Source organism: Segatella baroniae DSM 16972 = JCM 13447 (assembly GCF_000426585.1).
Taxonomy (GTDB): Bacteria; Bacteroidota; Bacteroidia; order Bacteroidales; family Bacteroidaceae; genus Prevotella; species Prevotella baroniae.
Genome location: NZ_AUFQ01000020.1, coordinates 1 through 15,988 on the forward strand (window position 1 = coordinate 1; position 15,988 = coordinate 15,988).

A 15,988-nucleotide genomic window follows, 5' to 3' on the forward strand; every position below is an offset into this window, starting at 1 on the left:
CAAGATTAGAACTCCTTCGAGGGTCGTCCGAGACTAGGACGTCGATAGGGCGCAGGTGTATAGACGGCGACGTCACAGCCGAGCGCTACTAATTGCCCGAAACTTTCCTTGCGCTCCATCCTTTTGGCTGTCGTGCGGTGATGGTCTTTCGTTCTTCCTTCCGTCCTTGCCTGTGTCCCGATGTCAAACCATAAAATCAGGTGGTTCTTGCGGCAGGGCCCCACCTCTTCCCATTCCGAACAGAGAAGTTAAGCCTGCCTGCGCCGATGGTACTGCAATGCAATGCGGGAGAGTAGGTCGCCGCCTTCTTTCAGAGCCGAGCCCCGGTCACTTCACAGAGTGGCCGGGGCTCTTTGCGTTTGGGGGGAGGTGGGGGGGCGAGGGTGTTGGGTTGTGAGGGGGGAAGGGGGGGGATGGATAAATTCTGATGACAGTGTAATTTTCTCATGGTTTTTCCGTTGATAATGATATGAGGTGGAGTATTCGTGTAGATAGGATAAAGGTGATATTGATATTGGCGGCTTTGCTCATATCCGTGGTGTCGTTGGTCATTTCGCACTTTCTGGCGCATGACTTGGCCAAGGAGGAGAAGTTGCGGATGGAAGTGTGGGCCGAAGCCATGCGTTCGCTCAATGCCGCCGACGAGCATACGGATTTGAATCTAGTGCTGAAGGTCATCAATGAAAACCATACGATACCGGTGGTCGTGCTTGACGGCAACGGAGACGCGTTGACGTGGCGCAATCTACAACTTTCCCATGTCTCGGGAAGTGACAGCATTTCGGAAGTCTCAAGGCTTGGAAAAGCGTTCAAGGCACGGGGAAACGCCATCCGCATTGCATTGGGAGACAGAGATAGCGTGGGGATGGCCCAACCGTCGGATTACGTCGACGTGTGCTACGGCGTGTCGTCGTTGTTGAAACGGATAACGATTTATCCTTACGTACAGTTGTGCGTGGTCGTTGTCTTCATCTTTGTAGTCTTGCTTGCACTCATCATCTTGAAACAAGCCGAACAGAATCGGGTTTGGGTCGGGCTTTCCCGTGAGGCTGCCCATCAGTTGGGGACGCCTATATCGAGCATGATGGCCTGGCTGGAAATCCTGAAAGGCGAAGACGCACACAGCCCCATCCTGCCCGAAATGGAGAACGATGTGCAACGCCTGCAACTCGTGGCCGACCGTTTTTCAAAGATAGGGTCAAAGCCCGAACTTGAAACCGCCGATCTGGTGGAAACCGCAAATCGTGTCGTGGCCTATATGAAGCAACGCTCGCCGGACCGGCTCACATGGCTGGTGGAAAGTCCCGGGCATGCCGTCATGCTGAATCTGAACGCCCGCCTGTTTGAGTGGGCACTGGAGAATCTGACCAAAAACGCCGTCGACGCCATGGGGGGAAGCCATGGGCGTATTACATTGAACATCAAAGAATATCCTGACCAAGTAGCCCTGGACGTCGCCGACACAGGTTGTGGAATCCGCAAGCAGGATGTCAGGCATGTCTTTACGCCCGGATTTTCGTCCAAGCAACGCGGGTGGGGGCTGGGGCTGAGCCTCACCAAGCGCATCATAGAGGTGTATCATCACGGCCGGATATGGGTGAGTTGGTCGGAAGAGGGCAGAGGGACGACTTTCCGAATCATGTTGCGGAAAGACGGGCGTCCAATCGTTTCCTCCTTCCGTCGTTTCGTTGGTTGGCGTCAGTAACTCGCCGACCATTCCTTGAACCAGTCGTACAGCCCCCGCAGCCCATCATCGATGGTCGTGGAAGGCTTATACCCGAAGTCCTTTTGCAGTCTGGTGGTGTCGGCAAAGGTTCGTGTGACGTCCCCGGGCTGCATGTCCAGCATTTCCTTGCGTGCCACTTTTCCCATCACTTCTTCGTTGCGGCATAAAGGCTCACCGGTTGGTCGGTGGCGTCGTCCTCACGGAACGGCACGTGCGGCCCCATGCCGTAGATACTGCTCGAACTGGCATAGACCAGGCGGCTGACATGATGGTTGCGACAGCCTTCCAATATATTGAGAAATCCCACCACGTTGGACTGTATGTAAGAATGCGGATTCTCGATGGAATACCTCACGCCCGCCTGTCCCGCAAGGTTGCAGATATGCGTGAAGTGCTCTTTGGCAAAGAGATTCTCCAATATTTCGCGGTCGGTAAGGTCGACTTGGCAAAACCGATAGTTGGGCAGCAGCCTGTTTTGTGCCGGCTTCCCGTAAATAACGTCCTCCCTGGCGATACCGGTGTCGGCCAGCCGGGCATACTTCAACTCCTGAGAATAGTAGTCGTTGATGTTGTCTATCCCCACGATGTCAGCCCCCTCCCGTGCCAGCGCCTTGACAAGCGCGTGTCCGATGAAGCCGGCTGTTCCCGTAATCAATATTTTCATTGCAGTTTACTTTTCTTATATAAGACCAAGTTGCGCGAGTAGGTGAAGAAACCTACCGATTGTCCGAGTATCAACACGGGGTCGATTCTGAATACTCCGTAGCTGACGATGATGGCGCATCCCACCAGACTGATGACCCAGAAGCCTTTCGGCAATATGGATTCATTCCGGCGATAGCTGTAGTACCATTGATAGATGAAGCGCAGCGTGAAGATGACCTGCCCCGCCGACCCCCATACGAGCAACGGGATGGATACGGCGTCGTTATGGAAGAAGCTGTCGACAAAGGCGGGCACGTCGTGGAGCATCAGCCCGAACGCCAGGAACGGAAGCAGGACGACGCCTGTCCGCAACGGCAGCCGCATTCTGGGCCACACCCCCTTGATGTTCAGGTTCCATATATATATGTAATAGGAAATCAGTTGTCCGAAAATGATGGCGAAGTCGTCGCGCAGCCATCCGTATACAAAGAGCAGGATGCTGCCCACAAGGCTGCATATCCAATACCAGTCGGGCGATACCACCCGCTTGGCCTTTTCGGACAGAATCCATTGGATGAGCATTCGCGCGGAGAAGAACCCCTGGGCGATGAATCCAATAGCATAGATGTAGAAAGCCGACGTCTGCATGGTCTTTATCGGCGGTTGAGGTTGTCCTCCGCAATCTGATAGCGAATGTAGCGTTTCTTCATCCACCGATAGGCGAAGCAGTCGATGAACGGACCTTTCAGCCGATTCCACAAGTGGTATTTCGATACGCCCGCCGTGCGGGGGTAATGCCTCACGGGCAATTCCTTGAAGCGTCCGTCCTCCAACATCATCAGTGCGGGCAGAAAGCGGTGCATGCCGTCGAAAAACGGCAGCCGCTTGGCATACGAACTCCACATGACCTTCAGCGGGCAGCCCGTGTCGGTGGCCGTGTCGCCCGTCATGGCGCGCCGGAAGCCGTTGGCGATTTTCGACTGGAGCCGTTTGAAGGCGGTGTCCTTGCGTTTGGCACGAATGCCGGTCACGAGCTGGTAGTCCGCCGCATGTTCGAGCAGCAGGTTGAAGTCCTCGGGATTCGTTTGCAGGTCGGCGTCGATGTAGCCGGTCAGTCGGCTTTCGGCCGTGTCGATACCGGCTTTCACAGCCGTGCTCAGGCCGTGGTTGTCGGCCGACGAAATGTAGTAGAAGTCCGGTTGGCGGGCACAAATCTCCTTGATTTTGGCCAAACTGCCGTCCTTGGAGCCGTCGTTGACGAACAGCACGCAGGCCCTGGCCAGCGATTTGGGCAGGAAGTCTGCCAGCTCTCTCTCCACCCGTTCCAGGTTGTCCTCCTCGTTATAGACGGGGATGACGATTGTCAGTTCATAATTCGCTGTATGGTTCATGTATCTTTACTTTTTATTTTTCAGCAGTGTGACATAATTCAGGAACGCCTTGTTGTAGTGCTTGTCGGTCTTGGGGTGCTTGTTGTCGTCGAAGTGGCCGTAGCTCACGGTGTCCACTTTGTCGAGAAGCGTCGCCGGCAGCTCCTCGCGGGCATAGCCCCGCGTGACGATGACCATGGGCAGGCGGCTCATGACCAGCCGTTCGTCGTTGAGATTCAGCGGCAATATCTTGCGTCCGGCCTCGTAGACCAATTCAATGCGCAGGGGTTGCTTGTCGCTGTGATAGAACGGTATGCCCCGCAGTTCGGTCTTGTCGGCCAACCGGCGTATGCTTCTGGCCTGCGGGTTGCCGAAGGCATTGCCGACGGCCGGCAGCATGAACAGTTCGATTCCGGCGAAGACCGTGGCGACGGCGGTCACATAGGACAGCGGCCGGCAGCGGAGCGTGGCCCTGACGATGACGACCAAGGCAGGCAGGACGACCAGCGTCGTCATCACTTCGGCCGTCCAGCCGATGACGCCTTTCCTTATGCCGAGATAAAAGCCCAGCACCGGAATGGCGGCCACGACCGTTGCCGTCGTCCATCCGTTGGCGCGCCACAGCCACTTGCCGAAGCCGTCGAGTTTCGTCCTCGCCTGGCTGAAATGGACGATGACCGTAGCCACGAGCAGGGCGCAGGGTGCCAGCAACGGCAGCAGATAGCGCGTCTTCTTTTCCGGCATGAGCGAGAGCAGAACCAGGCAGGCCAGCGTCCACGTGAGGGCGAAGACGTATTCCCGTCGCTGCGTGATGTGACGACGCCAGTAGCCCATGGCCAGCGCGCCCAGCACGAGCACGGTCCAGACGCCCGTTTCGAGGAAGAACCGCCAGTAGTAGTACCACGGGCGGGTGTTGTGGTCGGCCCAACTGCCGGTCTCCTTGTGGAACACCTGGCTCGCCTCTATGGGATGGAGCTTCAACAGGTAGACATACCACCACGCGCCGATGGCCGTCATCACGAGCACCAGCAGGGCCACGCCTCCCCATTTGCCCGCCATCCTCGGCCGCCGTAAGGCCGTGAGCGCCACGAGATAGGGCAGCAGCAAGGCGTAGAACGCCACCGGGCCCTTGCTCAGGAACGACAGCCCCATCAAAGTTCCCGCCAGCGCGAAGCGTCGCAGGCTGTGCCTGTCCTCAAAGAGCGCCCTCGTCAGATGGTAGATGGCCGCCATCATGAAGGCGTGGCAATAGATGTCCCACGTGGCCGAGCGCCCCATCAGGATGAGGTTGTAGCAGGTGAGGAACACCATGGTCGCGGCCATCGCGTAGTCGTCGCGGCGGGCGATGTAGCGTGCCAACAGCAACAGACAGACCGTCCACAGGCAGCCCATCAGGGCGGCCGGAACCCGCTGGGCGGTCAGGCTGCCGGGCGCGACGCACTCCACAGCCCCCGCAATCCATGTGGGAAGCGGCGGCTTCTCCAGTCGGAGCTCGCCGTTCATGGTGGGCACCAGCCAGTTGCCGTCGCTCACCATCTCCCTCCCCGTCACGATGTTGCGCGACTCCATGATGTCCGTGGGCAGCGCGCCGAGGTTGGCGAAGAAGGTGATGAGCATGAAAAGGCCCAGCAGAAGCCAGTGTCCTTTTTTAGTAAACAAAGTCATATTCTATTCCGTTTTGCTTTTTTACATGCAGCCGTCAAGCGTTCTCCTGTTCACCAGGGGCGAAATCCATGAACCGCAGCCGTTTGACAATACAAACTTATGTATTAATTCTGTAAAAAACAGGCCGCGACACCATAAATATAAGGAAGTCCCTGTAAAATAAATAGAATTTAACGATTGGGCAACCGATGAGCGCCGGTTTTCCAAAAGGGCGGCGGTTGATTTGTCAAAGCAGTCCTTTCGTCGGGTAAAAGGGCTGCTTTCAGCGTGCAGAAGGACAGCTTTCGCGCGGTGAGAGGGCTGCTTTTGCAAAACGACGTTGAGCTTTCCGGAAGCAGAGGCAGGCAAAGGGCGGCGCAGCCAAGTCGCCGGCTGACCGCCGGAGGCCCACCGCGGCAGGCAAGCCGTTCGACGGGCGCGGTTTCTATCAAATCCATTGGCTGATTTCGGGTTTGCGCCTGGAATCCGTGACACGACAATTGTAGCGCAAGGGCTTAAAAAATAAGCGGCTTTATTTTGTTTATTACATAGATTTTAGTAACTTTGCAGCCCGAATTAGTATACAATTTGTTATAAATGTGCGATTTGGAGCCTTTTAAGATTGATTTGAAAGCACTGCGGGAGGGTGACAACTTGCTGCGGTTCGATTTGGATGATTCTTACTTCGAGGCCATCGACGCTCCGGAAATCCATCGCGGCAAGTTGCATGTAGACCTTTCGGTCCGGCGTGTGGCTTCGAACTTCGAGCTCGATTTCCATATAGAAGGCGTCGTACACATACCTTGTGACAAGTGTCTGGACGACATGGAGCAGTCCGTGTCGGCCGACAATCGGCTTGTCGTCAAGTTTGGAAAAGATGCGGTGGAGGATGATGAGCTGATTGTCGTGTCCGAAGACGAAGGCGTCTTGGACGCGTCATGGCTCATCTATGAGTTTATAGACCTCGACATCCCCATCCAGCACGTGCATGCGCCGGGGCAATGCAACCCTGACATGGCGAAGATGCTTGCGGAATACATGGACGACCGGAGCCGTGGTGATGAGGAAACGACGGATCCACGCTGGGCGGCTCTTCGTAAATTGAAAGAATAAAGAAAAAGAATAAGTTTAAAAAATTAAAGAATTATGGCACATCCTAAAAGAAGACAGTCGAAGACTCGTACACTCAAGAGAAGAACTCACGATAAGGCGGTAGTCCCTACATTGGCAGTTTGCCCCAACTGTAGCGCCTACTATGTATATCACACGGTTTGCCCCACTTGCGGTTATTACAGAGGCAAGGTTGCCATTGTCAAGGAAACGGTAGAGTAATGGGAAGAATCAACGCTATCATCACGGGTGTCGCCGGTTATGTTCCCGACTATGTCCTCAACAATGAGGAACTGTCGAGGATGGTCGACACCAATGATGAATGGATCGTTACCCGTACAGGAATCAAGGAGCGCCGCATACTCACCGAAGAGGGACTGGGCACTTCTTACATGGCTCGCAAAGCCGCCAAGCTTCTGATGAAGAAGACGGGCGCCGATCCGGACAGTATCGACGCGCTCATCGTGGCCACCACCACGCCCGACTACGTCCATCCGTCCACCGCTTCAATCGTGTTGGGCCGGCTTGGACTGAAAAACGCCTTCGCGTTTGACTTCGCGGCTGCATGCTGCGGCTTCATGTATGCCTTCGACGTGGCCTGCAACATGGTCCAGAGCGGGCGTCACAAGCGTGTCATCGTGATAGGAGCCGACAAGATGTCGTCAATCACCGACTATCAGGATCGTGCCACCTGTCCGCTTTTCGGCGATGGGGCCGGTGCCGTCATGGTGGAAGGCACGGAAGAGGAGAACATCGGTCTGATGGACTCCATCCATCGCACGGATGGCAAGGGGCTTCCGTTCCTGCATGTCAAGGCAGGTGGCTCCGTGTTCCCCGCCTCGCACTATTCGGTGGACCACCGCATGCACTTCACCTATCAGGAGGGACGCACCGTCTTCCGCTATGCCGTGACGGCCATGGGGGACGATTGCGCCGAACTGCTGAAGCGCAACAACCTGACGGTGGATGATGTAGACTACGTGGTGCCCCATCAGGCCAACCTTCGCATCATCGAGGCCGTGGCCAAGCGCATCGGCGTGCCGATGGAGCGCGTGCTGGTCAACATTCAGCGCTACGGCAATACGAGTGCGGCCTGCATGCCATTGGTTCTTTGGGATTTTGAAAAAGACTTGAAGAAGGGCGACAATCTGCTGTTCACAGCCTTTGGCGCCGGCTTCGTCAACGGCGCAAGCTATTACCGTTGGGCCTACGACGGCTCAGCCATGGCGGGAATAAAGTAAACGGTTTTATTAAGAATAACAAGAAAACGCATCTTTCTTATTGCTGATAAGACGGTGCGTTTTTTGTTTCAATCCAATTTATATGCACAAGGCAGGCTTCGTAAATATCGTGGGGAATCCCAACGTGGGCAAGAGCACGCTGATGAACCAGCTCGTGGGTGAGCGCATCAGCATAGCCACGTTCAAGGCGCAGACCACCCGACATCGTATCATGGGAATCGTGAACACCGACGACATGCAGATTGTGTTTTCGGACACGCCCGGTGTCTTGAAACCCAATTACAAGATGCAGGAGATGATGCTGGCCTTCTCGGAGTCGGCCTTGGCCGATGCCGACATACTCCTCTACGTCACCGACGTGGTGGAAGACGCGGAGAAGAACCAGGATTTCCTGGAGAAGGTGCGCAAGATGACGATTCCCGTTCTGCTGCTCATCAACAAGATTGACGAGAGCAACCAAAAGCAGTTGGGCAACATCGTGGCCAAGTGGCACAAGCTGCTGCCCAATGCCGAAATCCTGCCCATCTCGGCCAAGAACAAATTTGGCACCGACATGCTGATGAAGCGCATTCGGGAACTCCTGCCCGAGTCGCCGGCCTACTTCGACAAGGAACAGCTGACCGACAAACCTGCCAAGTTCTTCGTGTCGGAAATCATCCGCGAGAAGATACTGCGCTATTATGACAAGGAAATACCTTATTCGGTGGAGGTGGTAGTCGAGCGTTTCAAGGAAGATGGCAAGAAAATCCACATCAACGCCGTCATCTACGTGGAGCGCGATTCGCAGAAAGGAATCGTCATCGGCCATCAAGGTGTCGCTTTGAAGAAGGTGAGCACAGAGGCCCGAAAGGCCTTGGAAAGGTTCTTCGACAAGACCATCTTCCTCGAAATATTCGTGAAGGTGGACAAGGACTGGCGTTCCTCACAGCGGGAACTCACCAACTTCGGATATAATCCGGAGTAGGGAAGGCCCCAGAAAGCCTCCTCTCCCTTCCCCCGCTGGATGATGGCGGGGTGAATGGCGTGGAGGATATGTATAAATGTGTATTTTTATTTGGCCCTGAATAGAAAGAGGGCACACTCTCCGTCAATGGGAGGGCCGAAGAATGTATAACTTCAGAAATTAAACAACATCTATGGCAAATTTAGTTGCAATCGTCGGCCGCCCCAATGTGGGCAAGTCGACACTTTTCAATCGATTGACACAATCCCGCCGCGCCATCGTCAGTGATACGGCCGGCACCACCCGCGACCGGCAGTATGGCAAATGCCTGTGGAACGGCCGTGAGTTTTCCGTTGTCGACACGGGAGGATGGGTCGTCAAGTCGGACGACATCTTCGAGGACGCCATCCGCAGACAAGTGGTCGTGGCCACCGAAGAAGCCGATCTCGTGCTCTTCCTGGTGGATGTGGAGACGGGACTCACCGATTGGGACGAGGACGTGGCGCTCATCCTGCGCCGCACCAAACTGCCGGTGGTCCTTGTGGCCAACAAGGTGGACAACAGTGCCAACTACTACGAGGCTGCCGAGTTCTACAAGTTGGGCTTGGGCGAACCAGTCTGCATCAGCGCGGCTACGGGCGGCGGCACGGGAGAGCTGCTCGACCTGGTGGTCGGCAAGCTGCCTGCCGAGAATAAGGAGGAAATAGAAGATGACATTCCCCGCTTTGCGGTCGTGGGACGTCCGAATGCGGGCAAGAGCAGCATTATCAACGCTTTCATCGGAGAGGAACGCAACATCGTGACCGAGATTGCCGGCACCACCCGTGACAGCATTTACACCCGTTACGACAAGTTCGGCTTCGACTTCTATCTGGTCGACACCGCAGGCATTCGCCGCAAGAACAAGGTGACGGAAGACTTGGAGTTCTACAGCGTCATGCGTTCCATCCGTGCCATCGAGAACAGCGACGTCTGCATCCTGATGATCGACGCCACCCGCGGTATCGAGGCGCAGGACATGAACATCTTCCAGCTCATCCAGAAGAACAACAAGAGCCTGGTGGTGGTCGTCAACAAGTGGGACTTGGTGGAGGAGAAATCACAGAAAGTCATCGACACCTTCGAGGCTGCCATCCGCAATCGTATGGCTCCGTTCGTCGATTTCCCCATCATCTTCGCTTCTGCCATGACCAAGCAGCGTATCTTCAAGGTGCTTGAAACGGCCAAGGAAGTGTATCAAAACCGCAAGGCGCATGTGGGGACATCCAAACTCAACGAGGTGATGCTTCCGATCATCGAGGCCTATCCGCCGCAGAGCGTCAAGGGCAAGTACATCAAGATCAAGTATTGCACGCAGCTGCCCAACACGCAGATTCCCTCTTTCGTGTTCTACGCCAACCTGCCGCAGTACGTGAAAGAGAACTATCGCCGTTTCCTGGAGAACAAGATACGCGACAACTGGAACATGCACGGTTGCCCCATCAATATTTTCATTCGACAGAAGTAAAATTGAATACGGATGTGGATGGGCCGGCTCATCGTGAAGAGTCGGCTCATCCACCTTTTTTATGATGAGAAAGTTGTTCTATATAATGTTTGGTGTGCTGGCCGTGACGTTCATGTCGTGCCGCAAGGAAATAGACCCGGCCGACGTGGCCGCGCAGACGGCCCGGCAATACTACGATTATCTGCTTCACGGCGACTATGAGGCCTACGTGGAAGGCATGGATACGCCCGAGCGTATTCCGGCAAGCTACAAGGAGCAGCTTCTGCTCAACGCCCGGATGTTCATGGAGCAGCAGAAGAAGGAACACCGGGGCATTCGACAGGTGAGCGTGGTCAATGCCAGTGCCGATACGGCGCGCAAGGCGGCCCAGGTGTTCCTGCTCCTTTCGTATGGCGACAGCACCCGCGAAGAGGTCTATGTGCCGATGGTCATGCGCAAAGGCATTTGGTATCTGCGCTGATTTTTAGCCTCGATAATTGCATTTGTCGAAAGAAAGGTTTATATTTGTGGCATAAACAAGTGGTAAAATAGAAAGGAGAATTATGCCGGAGGTTAGTCGGTTTTACGGAATCGTTATTTACATGTATCTTGATGATCATAATCCGCCACACTTTCATGTATGGTATGATGAGTATAAGGCCATCATTACGATTCGTGATGGCATTATTACCGGGCAGCTCCCTCGAAGAGCTTTGGCACTTGTATATGCGTGGCTTGACCTTCACCAAGATGAGTTGATGGCTAATTGGGAGCGATTGGCCAATATGGAGTCGCCAATGAAGATAGAACCATTAAGATAAGAACAATGAAAACAAAGGATCATATTCTTACAGTGACAAAAGCGGAGTATGTAGATGCAAGTACACTACTTCTTTCGTTTAGTAATGGTGAGCAACGGCTGTTTGATTTTACACCGTTGTTTGATAAGGGTATCTGTCGGAAGTTGGCGGATCCGGAATATTTCAAGGCCTTTAAACTCGATCCTTTTACAGTAGATTGGAATGACGAAATAGCTTTTGCTCCGGAATATCTCTATGAGCATGGAGAAGTTTCTGTGTCACAACGCCCCAATAGATAAAAGCATGTAGGCTTTCACTTCCTTTCTTCTTCCATTTCCACTTCCTTCACCTTGCGGAACAGGTCGCTTGCAAAGACGAGGTCGTTGAGTTTCTTGTTCGTGCTGTTCATCACGTCGTCTTTGGTGCCCTGCCATTCCTTGCGTCCTTTGTAGATAAAACAGATGTTCTCGCCAATGCCCATGACGGAATTCATGTCATGGGTGTTGATGATGGTCGTCATGTTGAACTCCTTGGTAATGCCCGAGAGCAGTTCGTCGATTACCAAAGAGGTCTTCGGGTCAAGTCCGGAGTTGGGCTCATCGCAGAAAAGATACTTGGGATTGAGCACGATGGCGCGGGCGATGGCCACGCGCTTCTGCATGCCTCCTGATATTTCGCCGGGAAATTTGTCGCCCGCGTCGACCAGGTTGACACGTGCCAGGCAGTCCTTGGCCCGCTTCACCCGTTCGTTGTAGTTCATCGTGGAGAACATGTCGAGTGGGAACATCACGTTCTCCAGTACCGACAGCGAGTCGAAGAGCGCGGCTCCCTGGAATATCATGCCCATTTCGCGGCGCATGCGCACTTTCTCCTTCTTGCTCATCGTGACGAAGTTGCGTCCGTCGTAGAGCACGTCGCCGCTTGTGGGGTCGAGCAGTCCTACCAGATTCTTCATCAGCACGGTCTTTCCCGAGCCGCTCTGTCCGATGATCAGATTGGTCTTGCCCGTTTCAAAAACGGCATCTATGTCGTCGAGGACCGTCTTGTCCTCAAACGACTTGGTGAGATGTCTTACTTCTATCATTTCTTTTGTCTCCCTTTAACTCCTTTTCTCCATTTGATCCCTCGTCCCTCTTCTCTCATTCCTCAGCTCAACATCTGCGTCAAGAACACGTCGGAAAAGAGGATGAGCACGCTGGAGCACACCACGGCGTCGGTGCTGGCCTCGCCCACTTCCACCGAACCGCCTTCCACGGTGTAGCCGAAATAGGATGAAACGCTCGAAATGATGAAGGCGAAGAACAGGCTCTTGATGATACTCATCCATACAAACCACTCGTTGAAGGCGTGGTGCATGCCCAGCGTCAGGTCTTCGGCCGACGTGATGTGCCCTATATAGGCCGTGCCGTAGGCTCCGACAATGCCCATGGCCGAGCTGAAGATGACCAGGAAAGGCATGATGGTGACCAGACCCAGTATCTTGGGCAGGATGAGATAGGACGCGGAGTTGACACCCATGATGTCGAGCGCGTCAATCTGCTGGGTGACGCGCATCGTGCCCAGTTCGGAGGCGATGTTGCTGCCCACCTTTCCGGCCAGAATCAGGCACATGATGGAACTGGAAAACTCAAGCAGCATGATCTCGCGCGTGGTGTAGCCCGAGACCCACCGGGGCATCCACGGGCTTTGGATGTTGACTTTCATCTGGATGCAGATGACGGCCCCGATGAAAAATGAAATCAACAGCACAATGCCGATGGAGTCGACGCCGAGCTGTGACATCTCCTTGATGTAGCGCTTGAAGAACATTCTCATTCGCTCGGGCCTGGAAAAGGAACGCCCCATGAGGATGAGGTAATTACCAAAGGTGGTAAGCCATTTTACTAATAACATGCTGTAACGACTGACGGTCTATCTATACATGTGCAAAAGTAACCAAAATCTACAGAACGGCGGCAAAATGGCCGCTGGTTTTTGGTTTTATAACGCTTGTTTTGCGGTCTCGCTTGTCTTTGACGATGTCGCTTCGTGTTTTTCCTTTCCATGGAACGACCGGGCCATCTGCCGTTCTCTTCGGCGTTTCTCTTGTAGGAATCATCTGCTTTTTGTATGAAAATATTACCAAAAAAGTGTGTTGTAAAAATGTTCAAACAGCACGATTCCTGCCTTCCTGCGTGTCGCCTTGGAGCTGTGAACGCCCTCGTGGGGCGTGGCTGTTGGGCTTTTGCGTCGCCACCGCTGTGCTTTTGTCTTGCCGAAACCACGCTTTTGGTTCGTCTTAGCTGTGCTTTTGCGCGCAGAAAGGGCCGCGATCAGCGGCAGAAAGCTTTGCTTTGACATCCCAAATGTGGGACGGTTTGGCGCAATTCGTTGATTATGAATAGAATGCAAAGGCCGTCGTGGAATCTGTTTTTTGCGCCCGATGGATTCCTTTTTTGAAATAACGCCGGCATTTTCAGCCTTTTGTAAAGTTCTTTCCGAGTGCTCGGGGCGTCCCCACGGCGGGCGTCCACCCCGCTCGGGTCCTGTCGGATGCGGCTGTCCGCCGTGCCGTTGCCCTTTGGTCGATGTTGACGATTCTTTTGGAATCTGCCCGTTTTCCACAAATTCTTCGTATTTTTGCACGCAAATAGAATGACTTTATGGACGAAACAAAACTGACCACGCTCCGCACCGAGGGGCTTGTGAAGCGTTATGGCAAGCGTACCGTCGCCAATGGCGTGAGTATCAACGTGAAGCAAGGAGAGATTGTGGGCCTGCTCGGCCCCAACGGAGCCGGCAAGACAACGTCGTTCTACATGACGACGGGGCTGGTGGTTCCCAACGAGGGGCATGTGTATCTTGACGACGAGGAGATTACGGAATATCCGGTCTACAAGCGCGCGCGGGCGGGTATCGGCTACCTGCCGCAGGAGGCCAGCGTGTTTCGCAAGATGAGCGTGGAGGACAACATCATGTCCGTATTGGAGATGACCAGGCTGTCGCACGACGAGCAGGTGGCCCGTCTGGAGAGTCTGATCAAGGAGTTTCGGCTCAACAAGGTGCGCAAGAACAAGGGCGACCAGCTTTCCGGCGGCGAGCGGCGGCGCACCGAGATAGCGCGTTGCCTGGCCATCAGTCCGAAATTCATCATGCTCGACGAGCCGTTCGCAGGTGTCGACCCCATCGCGGTAGAGGACATTCAGCACATCGTATGGCAGTTGAAATACCGCAACATCGGCATTCTGATCACCGACCACAACGTGCAGGAGACGCTGACGATCACCGACCGGGCCTATCTCTTGTTCGAAGGAAGGATTCTTTTCCAGGGCAAGCCCGAGGAATTGGCGTCCAACAAGATTGTGCGCGAGAAGTATCTGAGCAACAGTTTCGTATTGCGCAAGAAGGATTTCCAGACGCTCGACGAGGAACGGCGGGCCCGAGATGCCGAATAAGCAGTGGATTGGAACGTCTTGCCTTGTGGTTAAAAACAATAAATTTTATCACATTCCTCTATTATATTTAGGTGTTTACGCCAAAAAGCCGTACTTTTGCACACCAATTGTCGTGAGGCCGCATTGTGCCTGCGCATGAACAACCCGGATTATAATCATAAACTATAAAGTAAATATCAGAAATGAACATTTCATTTGAAAATCCCGACAAGGTCAACGGCCTGTTGACGCTCACGGTCGAAGAAGCTGATTACAAGGAGAATGTCGAGAAGACATTGAAGGACTATCGTAAGAAGGCCAATATCCCCGGCTTCCGTCCAGGCATGGTGCCCATGGGCTTGGTCAAGAAGCAGTTCGGCACATCCGTAAAGATGGATGCCATCAACAAGTTGGTGGGCGAACAAATCTACAAGTATGTGCAGGACAACAAGATCCAAATGCTCGGCGAGCCGCTTCCGTCGGAGAAGCAGGAGGCGCAGGACCTGGAGAAGGAAGCCCCCTACACCTTCATGTTCGATATAGCCGTGGCTCCCGAGTTCAAGATAGAGCTGAATGGCAAAAACAAGATTGACTACTACAATATCACGGTTGACGACAAGCTGGTAGACCGTCAGGTGGAGATGTTCGCCTCGCGTTCGGGCAGCTACGAGAAAGCGGAGACGTTCGAAGGCAACGATTTGCTGAAGGGCGACCTGCGTGAACTCGACGAGCAAGGCAACACGCTCGAAGGCGGCGTGACGGTGGAGGGCGCTTCGCTCATGCCCAGCTACATCAAGGTGGACGACCAGAAGAAACTTTTCGATGGAGCCAAGTTGGGCGACATCATCACGTTCAATCCGCGCAAGGCGTATCCCGACAACGACTCGGAAGTGTCTTCGCTGCTGAATGTCGACCGCAGCAAGGTCGCTGAACATACGGGCGACTTCAGCTTCCAGGTCACCGACATCCAGCGTTACAAGAGCCATGAGGTGAACCAGGAGCTGTTCGACCAGGTGTTCGGAAAGGACGCCGTCAAGAGCGAAGAGGAGTTCCGTGGCAAGATTGCCGAAGGCGTGAAGGCCCAATTGGTGACCGACAGCGATTATAAGTTCATCCTCGACGTGCGTGCCTACTGCGAGAAGAAGGTGGGAGAACTGACCTATCCGGAGGCACTGCTCAAGCGGGTCATGCTCAACAACAACAAGGACAAGGGCCAGGAGTTCGTCGAAAAGAACTTTGCCAGGAGCATTAAGGAGCTGACTTGGCACCTGATCAAGGAACAGCTGGTTGCCGCCTATAATATAAAGGTGGAGGACGCCGACGTGAAGGAGGCCGCCCGGGAGACCGCACGCGTGCAGTTTGCCCAGTATGGAATGAACAACGCGCCGGAAGACTACGTCAACAGCTATGCCGACGAGATGTTGAAGAAGCGTGAGAATGTGGACGGCTTCGTAGACCGTGCCATCGACCGCAAGCTGATTGCCGCGCTGAAGGGTGCCGTGAAGCTCAACGAAATAGAGATCTCGCTCGACGATTTCAACAAGATGATGGAGGAGGCAGAGAAATAATTCTGCACACATTGAAAGAAAAATAGCAGTATTTTTGAAAAA

Annotated in this window: 17 protein-coding genes, 2 rRNA genes and 1 pseudogene; 13 read left to right on the forward strand and 7 right to left on the reverse strand. The window is 54.1% G+C overall.

Annotation, left to right across the window (positions count from 1 at the left end; genetic code table 11):
• The 3 genes from K334_RS0111125 to K334_RS13945 form a co-directional block, all read left to right on the forward strand.
• Positions 1-112 (forward strand): 23S ribosomal RNA (locus tag K334_RS0111125); the annotation flags it as partial.
• A gap of 84 nt (positions 113-196) precedes the next feature.
• Positions 197-309, forward strand: a 5S ribosomal RNA gene (rrf, locus tag K334_RS0111130).
• A gap of 160 nt (positions 310-469) precedes the next feature.
• Entirely contained in the window at positions 470-1,705 is a 1,236-nt protein-coding gene (locus K334_RS13945; RefSeq protein WP_025881412.1) for a sensor histidine kinase, read from the forward strand.
• Here K334_RS13945 and K334_RS13950 read toward each other — a convergent pair.
• The 4 genes and pseudogenes from K334_RS13950 to K334_RS0111155 all read right to left on the reverse strand — a co-directional run bounded on the left by K334_RS13950 (position 1,699) and on the right by K334_RS0111155 (position 5,406).
• Positions 1,699-2,390 (reverse strand): annotated as a pseudogene (locus K334_RS13950) (GDP-mannose 4,6-dehydratase). The gene K334_RS13945 and the pseudogene K334_RS13950 sit on opposite strands and share 7 nt — an antisense overlap.
• Positions 2,387-3,019 (reverse strand): lipid-A-disaccharide synthase N-terminal domain-containing protein, encoded by a 633-nt coding sequence (locus K334_RS0111145; RefSeq protein WP_025881411.1) that lies wholly within the window; start codon positions 3,017-3,019, stop codon positions 2,387-2,389. The pseudogene K334_RS13950 and the gene K334_RS0111145 overlap by 4 nt, the downstream one beginning before the upstream one ends.
• A 5-nt stretch (positions 3,020-3,024) precedes the next feature.
• Positions 3,025-3,762: a glycosyltransferase family 2 protein gene (locus K334_RS0111150; RefSeq protein WP_025881410.1), complete on the reverse strand. Its 738-nt coding sequence runs from the start codon at positions 3,760-3,762 to the stop codon at positions 3,025-3,027.
• Between the two features lie 6 nt (positions 3,763-3,768).
• Positions 3,769-5,406: an ArnT family glycosyltransferase gene (locus tag K334_RS0111155; RefSeq protein WP_025881409.1), complete on the reverse strand. Its 1,638-nt coding sequence runs from the start codon at positions 5,404-5,406 to the stop codon at positions 3,769-3,771.
• Positions 5,407-5,982: 576 nt separating this feature from the next.
• On the opposite strand from K334_RS0111155, the gene K334_RS0111160 reads away from it, so the two are divergent.
• From K334_RS0111160 to K334_RS14555, 8 genes are all read left to right on the forward strand, one after another.
• Entirely contained in the window at positions 5,983-6,498 is a 516-nt protein-coding gene (locus K334_RS0111160; RefSeq protein WP_025881408.1) for a YceD family protein, read from the forward strand.
• Between the two features lie 33 nt (positions 6,499-6,531).
• Positions 6,532-6,717: a 50S ribosomal protein L32 gene (gene rpmF, locus K334_RS14550; RefSeq protein ID WP_081658093.1), complete on the forward strand. Its 186-nt coding sequence runs from the start codon at positions 6,532-6,534 to the stop codon at positions 6,715-6,717.
• A complete protein-coding gene (locus tag K334_RS0111165) occupies positions 6,717-7,736 on the forward strand; it encodes a beta-ketoacyl-ACP synthase III (protein ID WP_027444976.1) in 1,020 nt (339 codons plus the stop codon). The genes rpmF and K334_RS0111165 overlap by 1 nt, the downstream gene beginning before the upstream one ends.
• 82 nt (positions 7,737-7,818) lie before the next feature.
• Positions 7,819-8,700 carry a GTPase Era gene (gene era, locus K334_RS0111170; protein WP_025881407.1) on the forward strand — a complete coding sequence of 294 codons (882 nt, stop codon included), beginning with the start codon at positions 7,819-7,821 and terminating at the stop codon, positions 8,698-8,700.
• Positions 8,701-8,872: 172 nt separating this feature from the next.
• On the forward strand, positions 8,873-10,186 hold the full coding sequence (der, locus tag K334_RS0111175; protein WP_021590390.1) for a ribosome biogenesis GTPase Der: 1,314 nt from the start codon (positions 8,873-8,875) through the stop codon (positions 10,184-10,186).
• 61 nt (positions 10,187-10,247) lie between these two features.
• A complete protein-coding gene (locus K334_RS0111180; RefSeq protein WP_306302576.1) occupies positions 10,248-10,646 on the forward strand; it encodes a hypothetical protein in 399 nt (132 codons plus the stop codon).
• Between the two features lie 82 nt (positions 10,647-10,728).
• Positions 10,729-10,986 (forward strand): DUF4160 domain-containing protein, encoded by a 258-nt coding sequence (locus tag K334_RS0111185; RefSeq protein WP_025881405.1) that lies wholly within the window; start codon positions 10,729-10,731, stop codon positions 10,984-10,986.
• A gap of 5 nt (positions 10,987-10,991) precedes the next feature.
• The gene (locus K334_RS14555) at positions 10,992-11,264 is read left to right on the forward strand and encodes a DUF2442 domain-containing protein (protein WP_081658094.1); all 273 of its coding nucleotides are present in this window, start codon (positions 10,992-10,994) and stop codon (positions 11,262-11,264) included.
• 14 nt (positions 11,265-11,278) lie between these two features.
• On the opposite strand, the gene K334_RS0111195 is transcribed toward K334_RS14555, so the two are convergent.
• From K334_RS0111195 to K334_RS14900, 3 genes are all read right to left on the reverse strand, one after another.
• Positions 11,279-12,049 (reverse strand): ABC transporter ATP-binding protein, encoded by a 771-nt coding sequence (locus K334_RS0111195; protein WP_025881404.1) that lies wholly within the window; start codon positions 12,047-12,049, stop codon positions 11,279-11,281.
• 62 nt (positions 12,050-12,111) lie between these two features.
• A complete protein-coding gene (locus K334_RS0111200) occupies positions 12,112-12,858 on the reverse strand; it encodes an MlaE family ABC transporter permease (protein WP_021590375.1) in 747 nt (248 codons plus the stop codon).
• A gap of 225 nt (positions 12,859-13,083) precedes the next feature.
• Positions 13,084-13,590, reverse strand: coding sequence for a hypothetical protein (locus K334_RS14900; protein WP_154655608.1), 507 nt, complete (start codon positions 13,588-13,590; stop codon positions 13,084-13,086).
• 17 nt (positions 13,591-13,607) lie between these two features.
• On the opposite strand from K334_RS14900, the gene lptB reads away from it, so the two are divergent.
• Entirely contained in the window at positions 13,608-14,399 is a 792-nt protein-coding gene (gene lptB / locus K334_RS0111210; RefSeq protein ID WP_025881402.1) for an LPS export ABC transporter ATP-binding protein, read from the forward strand.
• A gap of 182 nt (positions 14,400-14,581) precedes the next feature.
• Positions 14,582-15,946, forward strand: coding sequence for a trigger factor (gene tig / locus K334_RS0111215; protein ID WP_025881401.1), 1,365 nt, complete (start codon positions 14,582-14,584; stop codon positions 15,944-15,946).
• Positions 15,947-15,988: the final 42 nt, after the last annotated feature.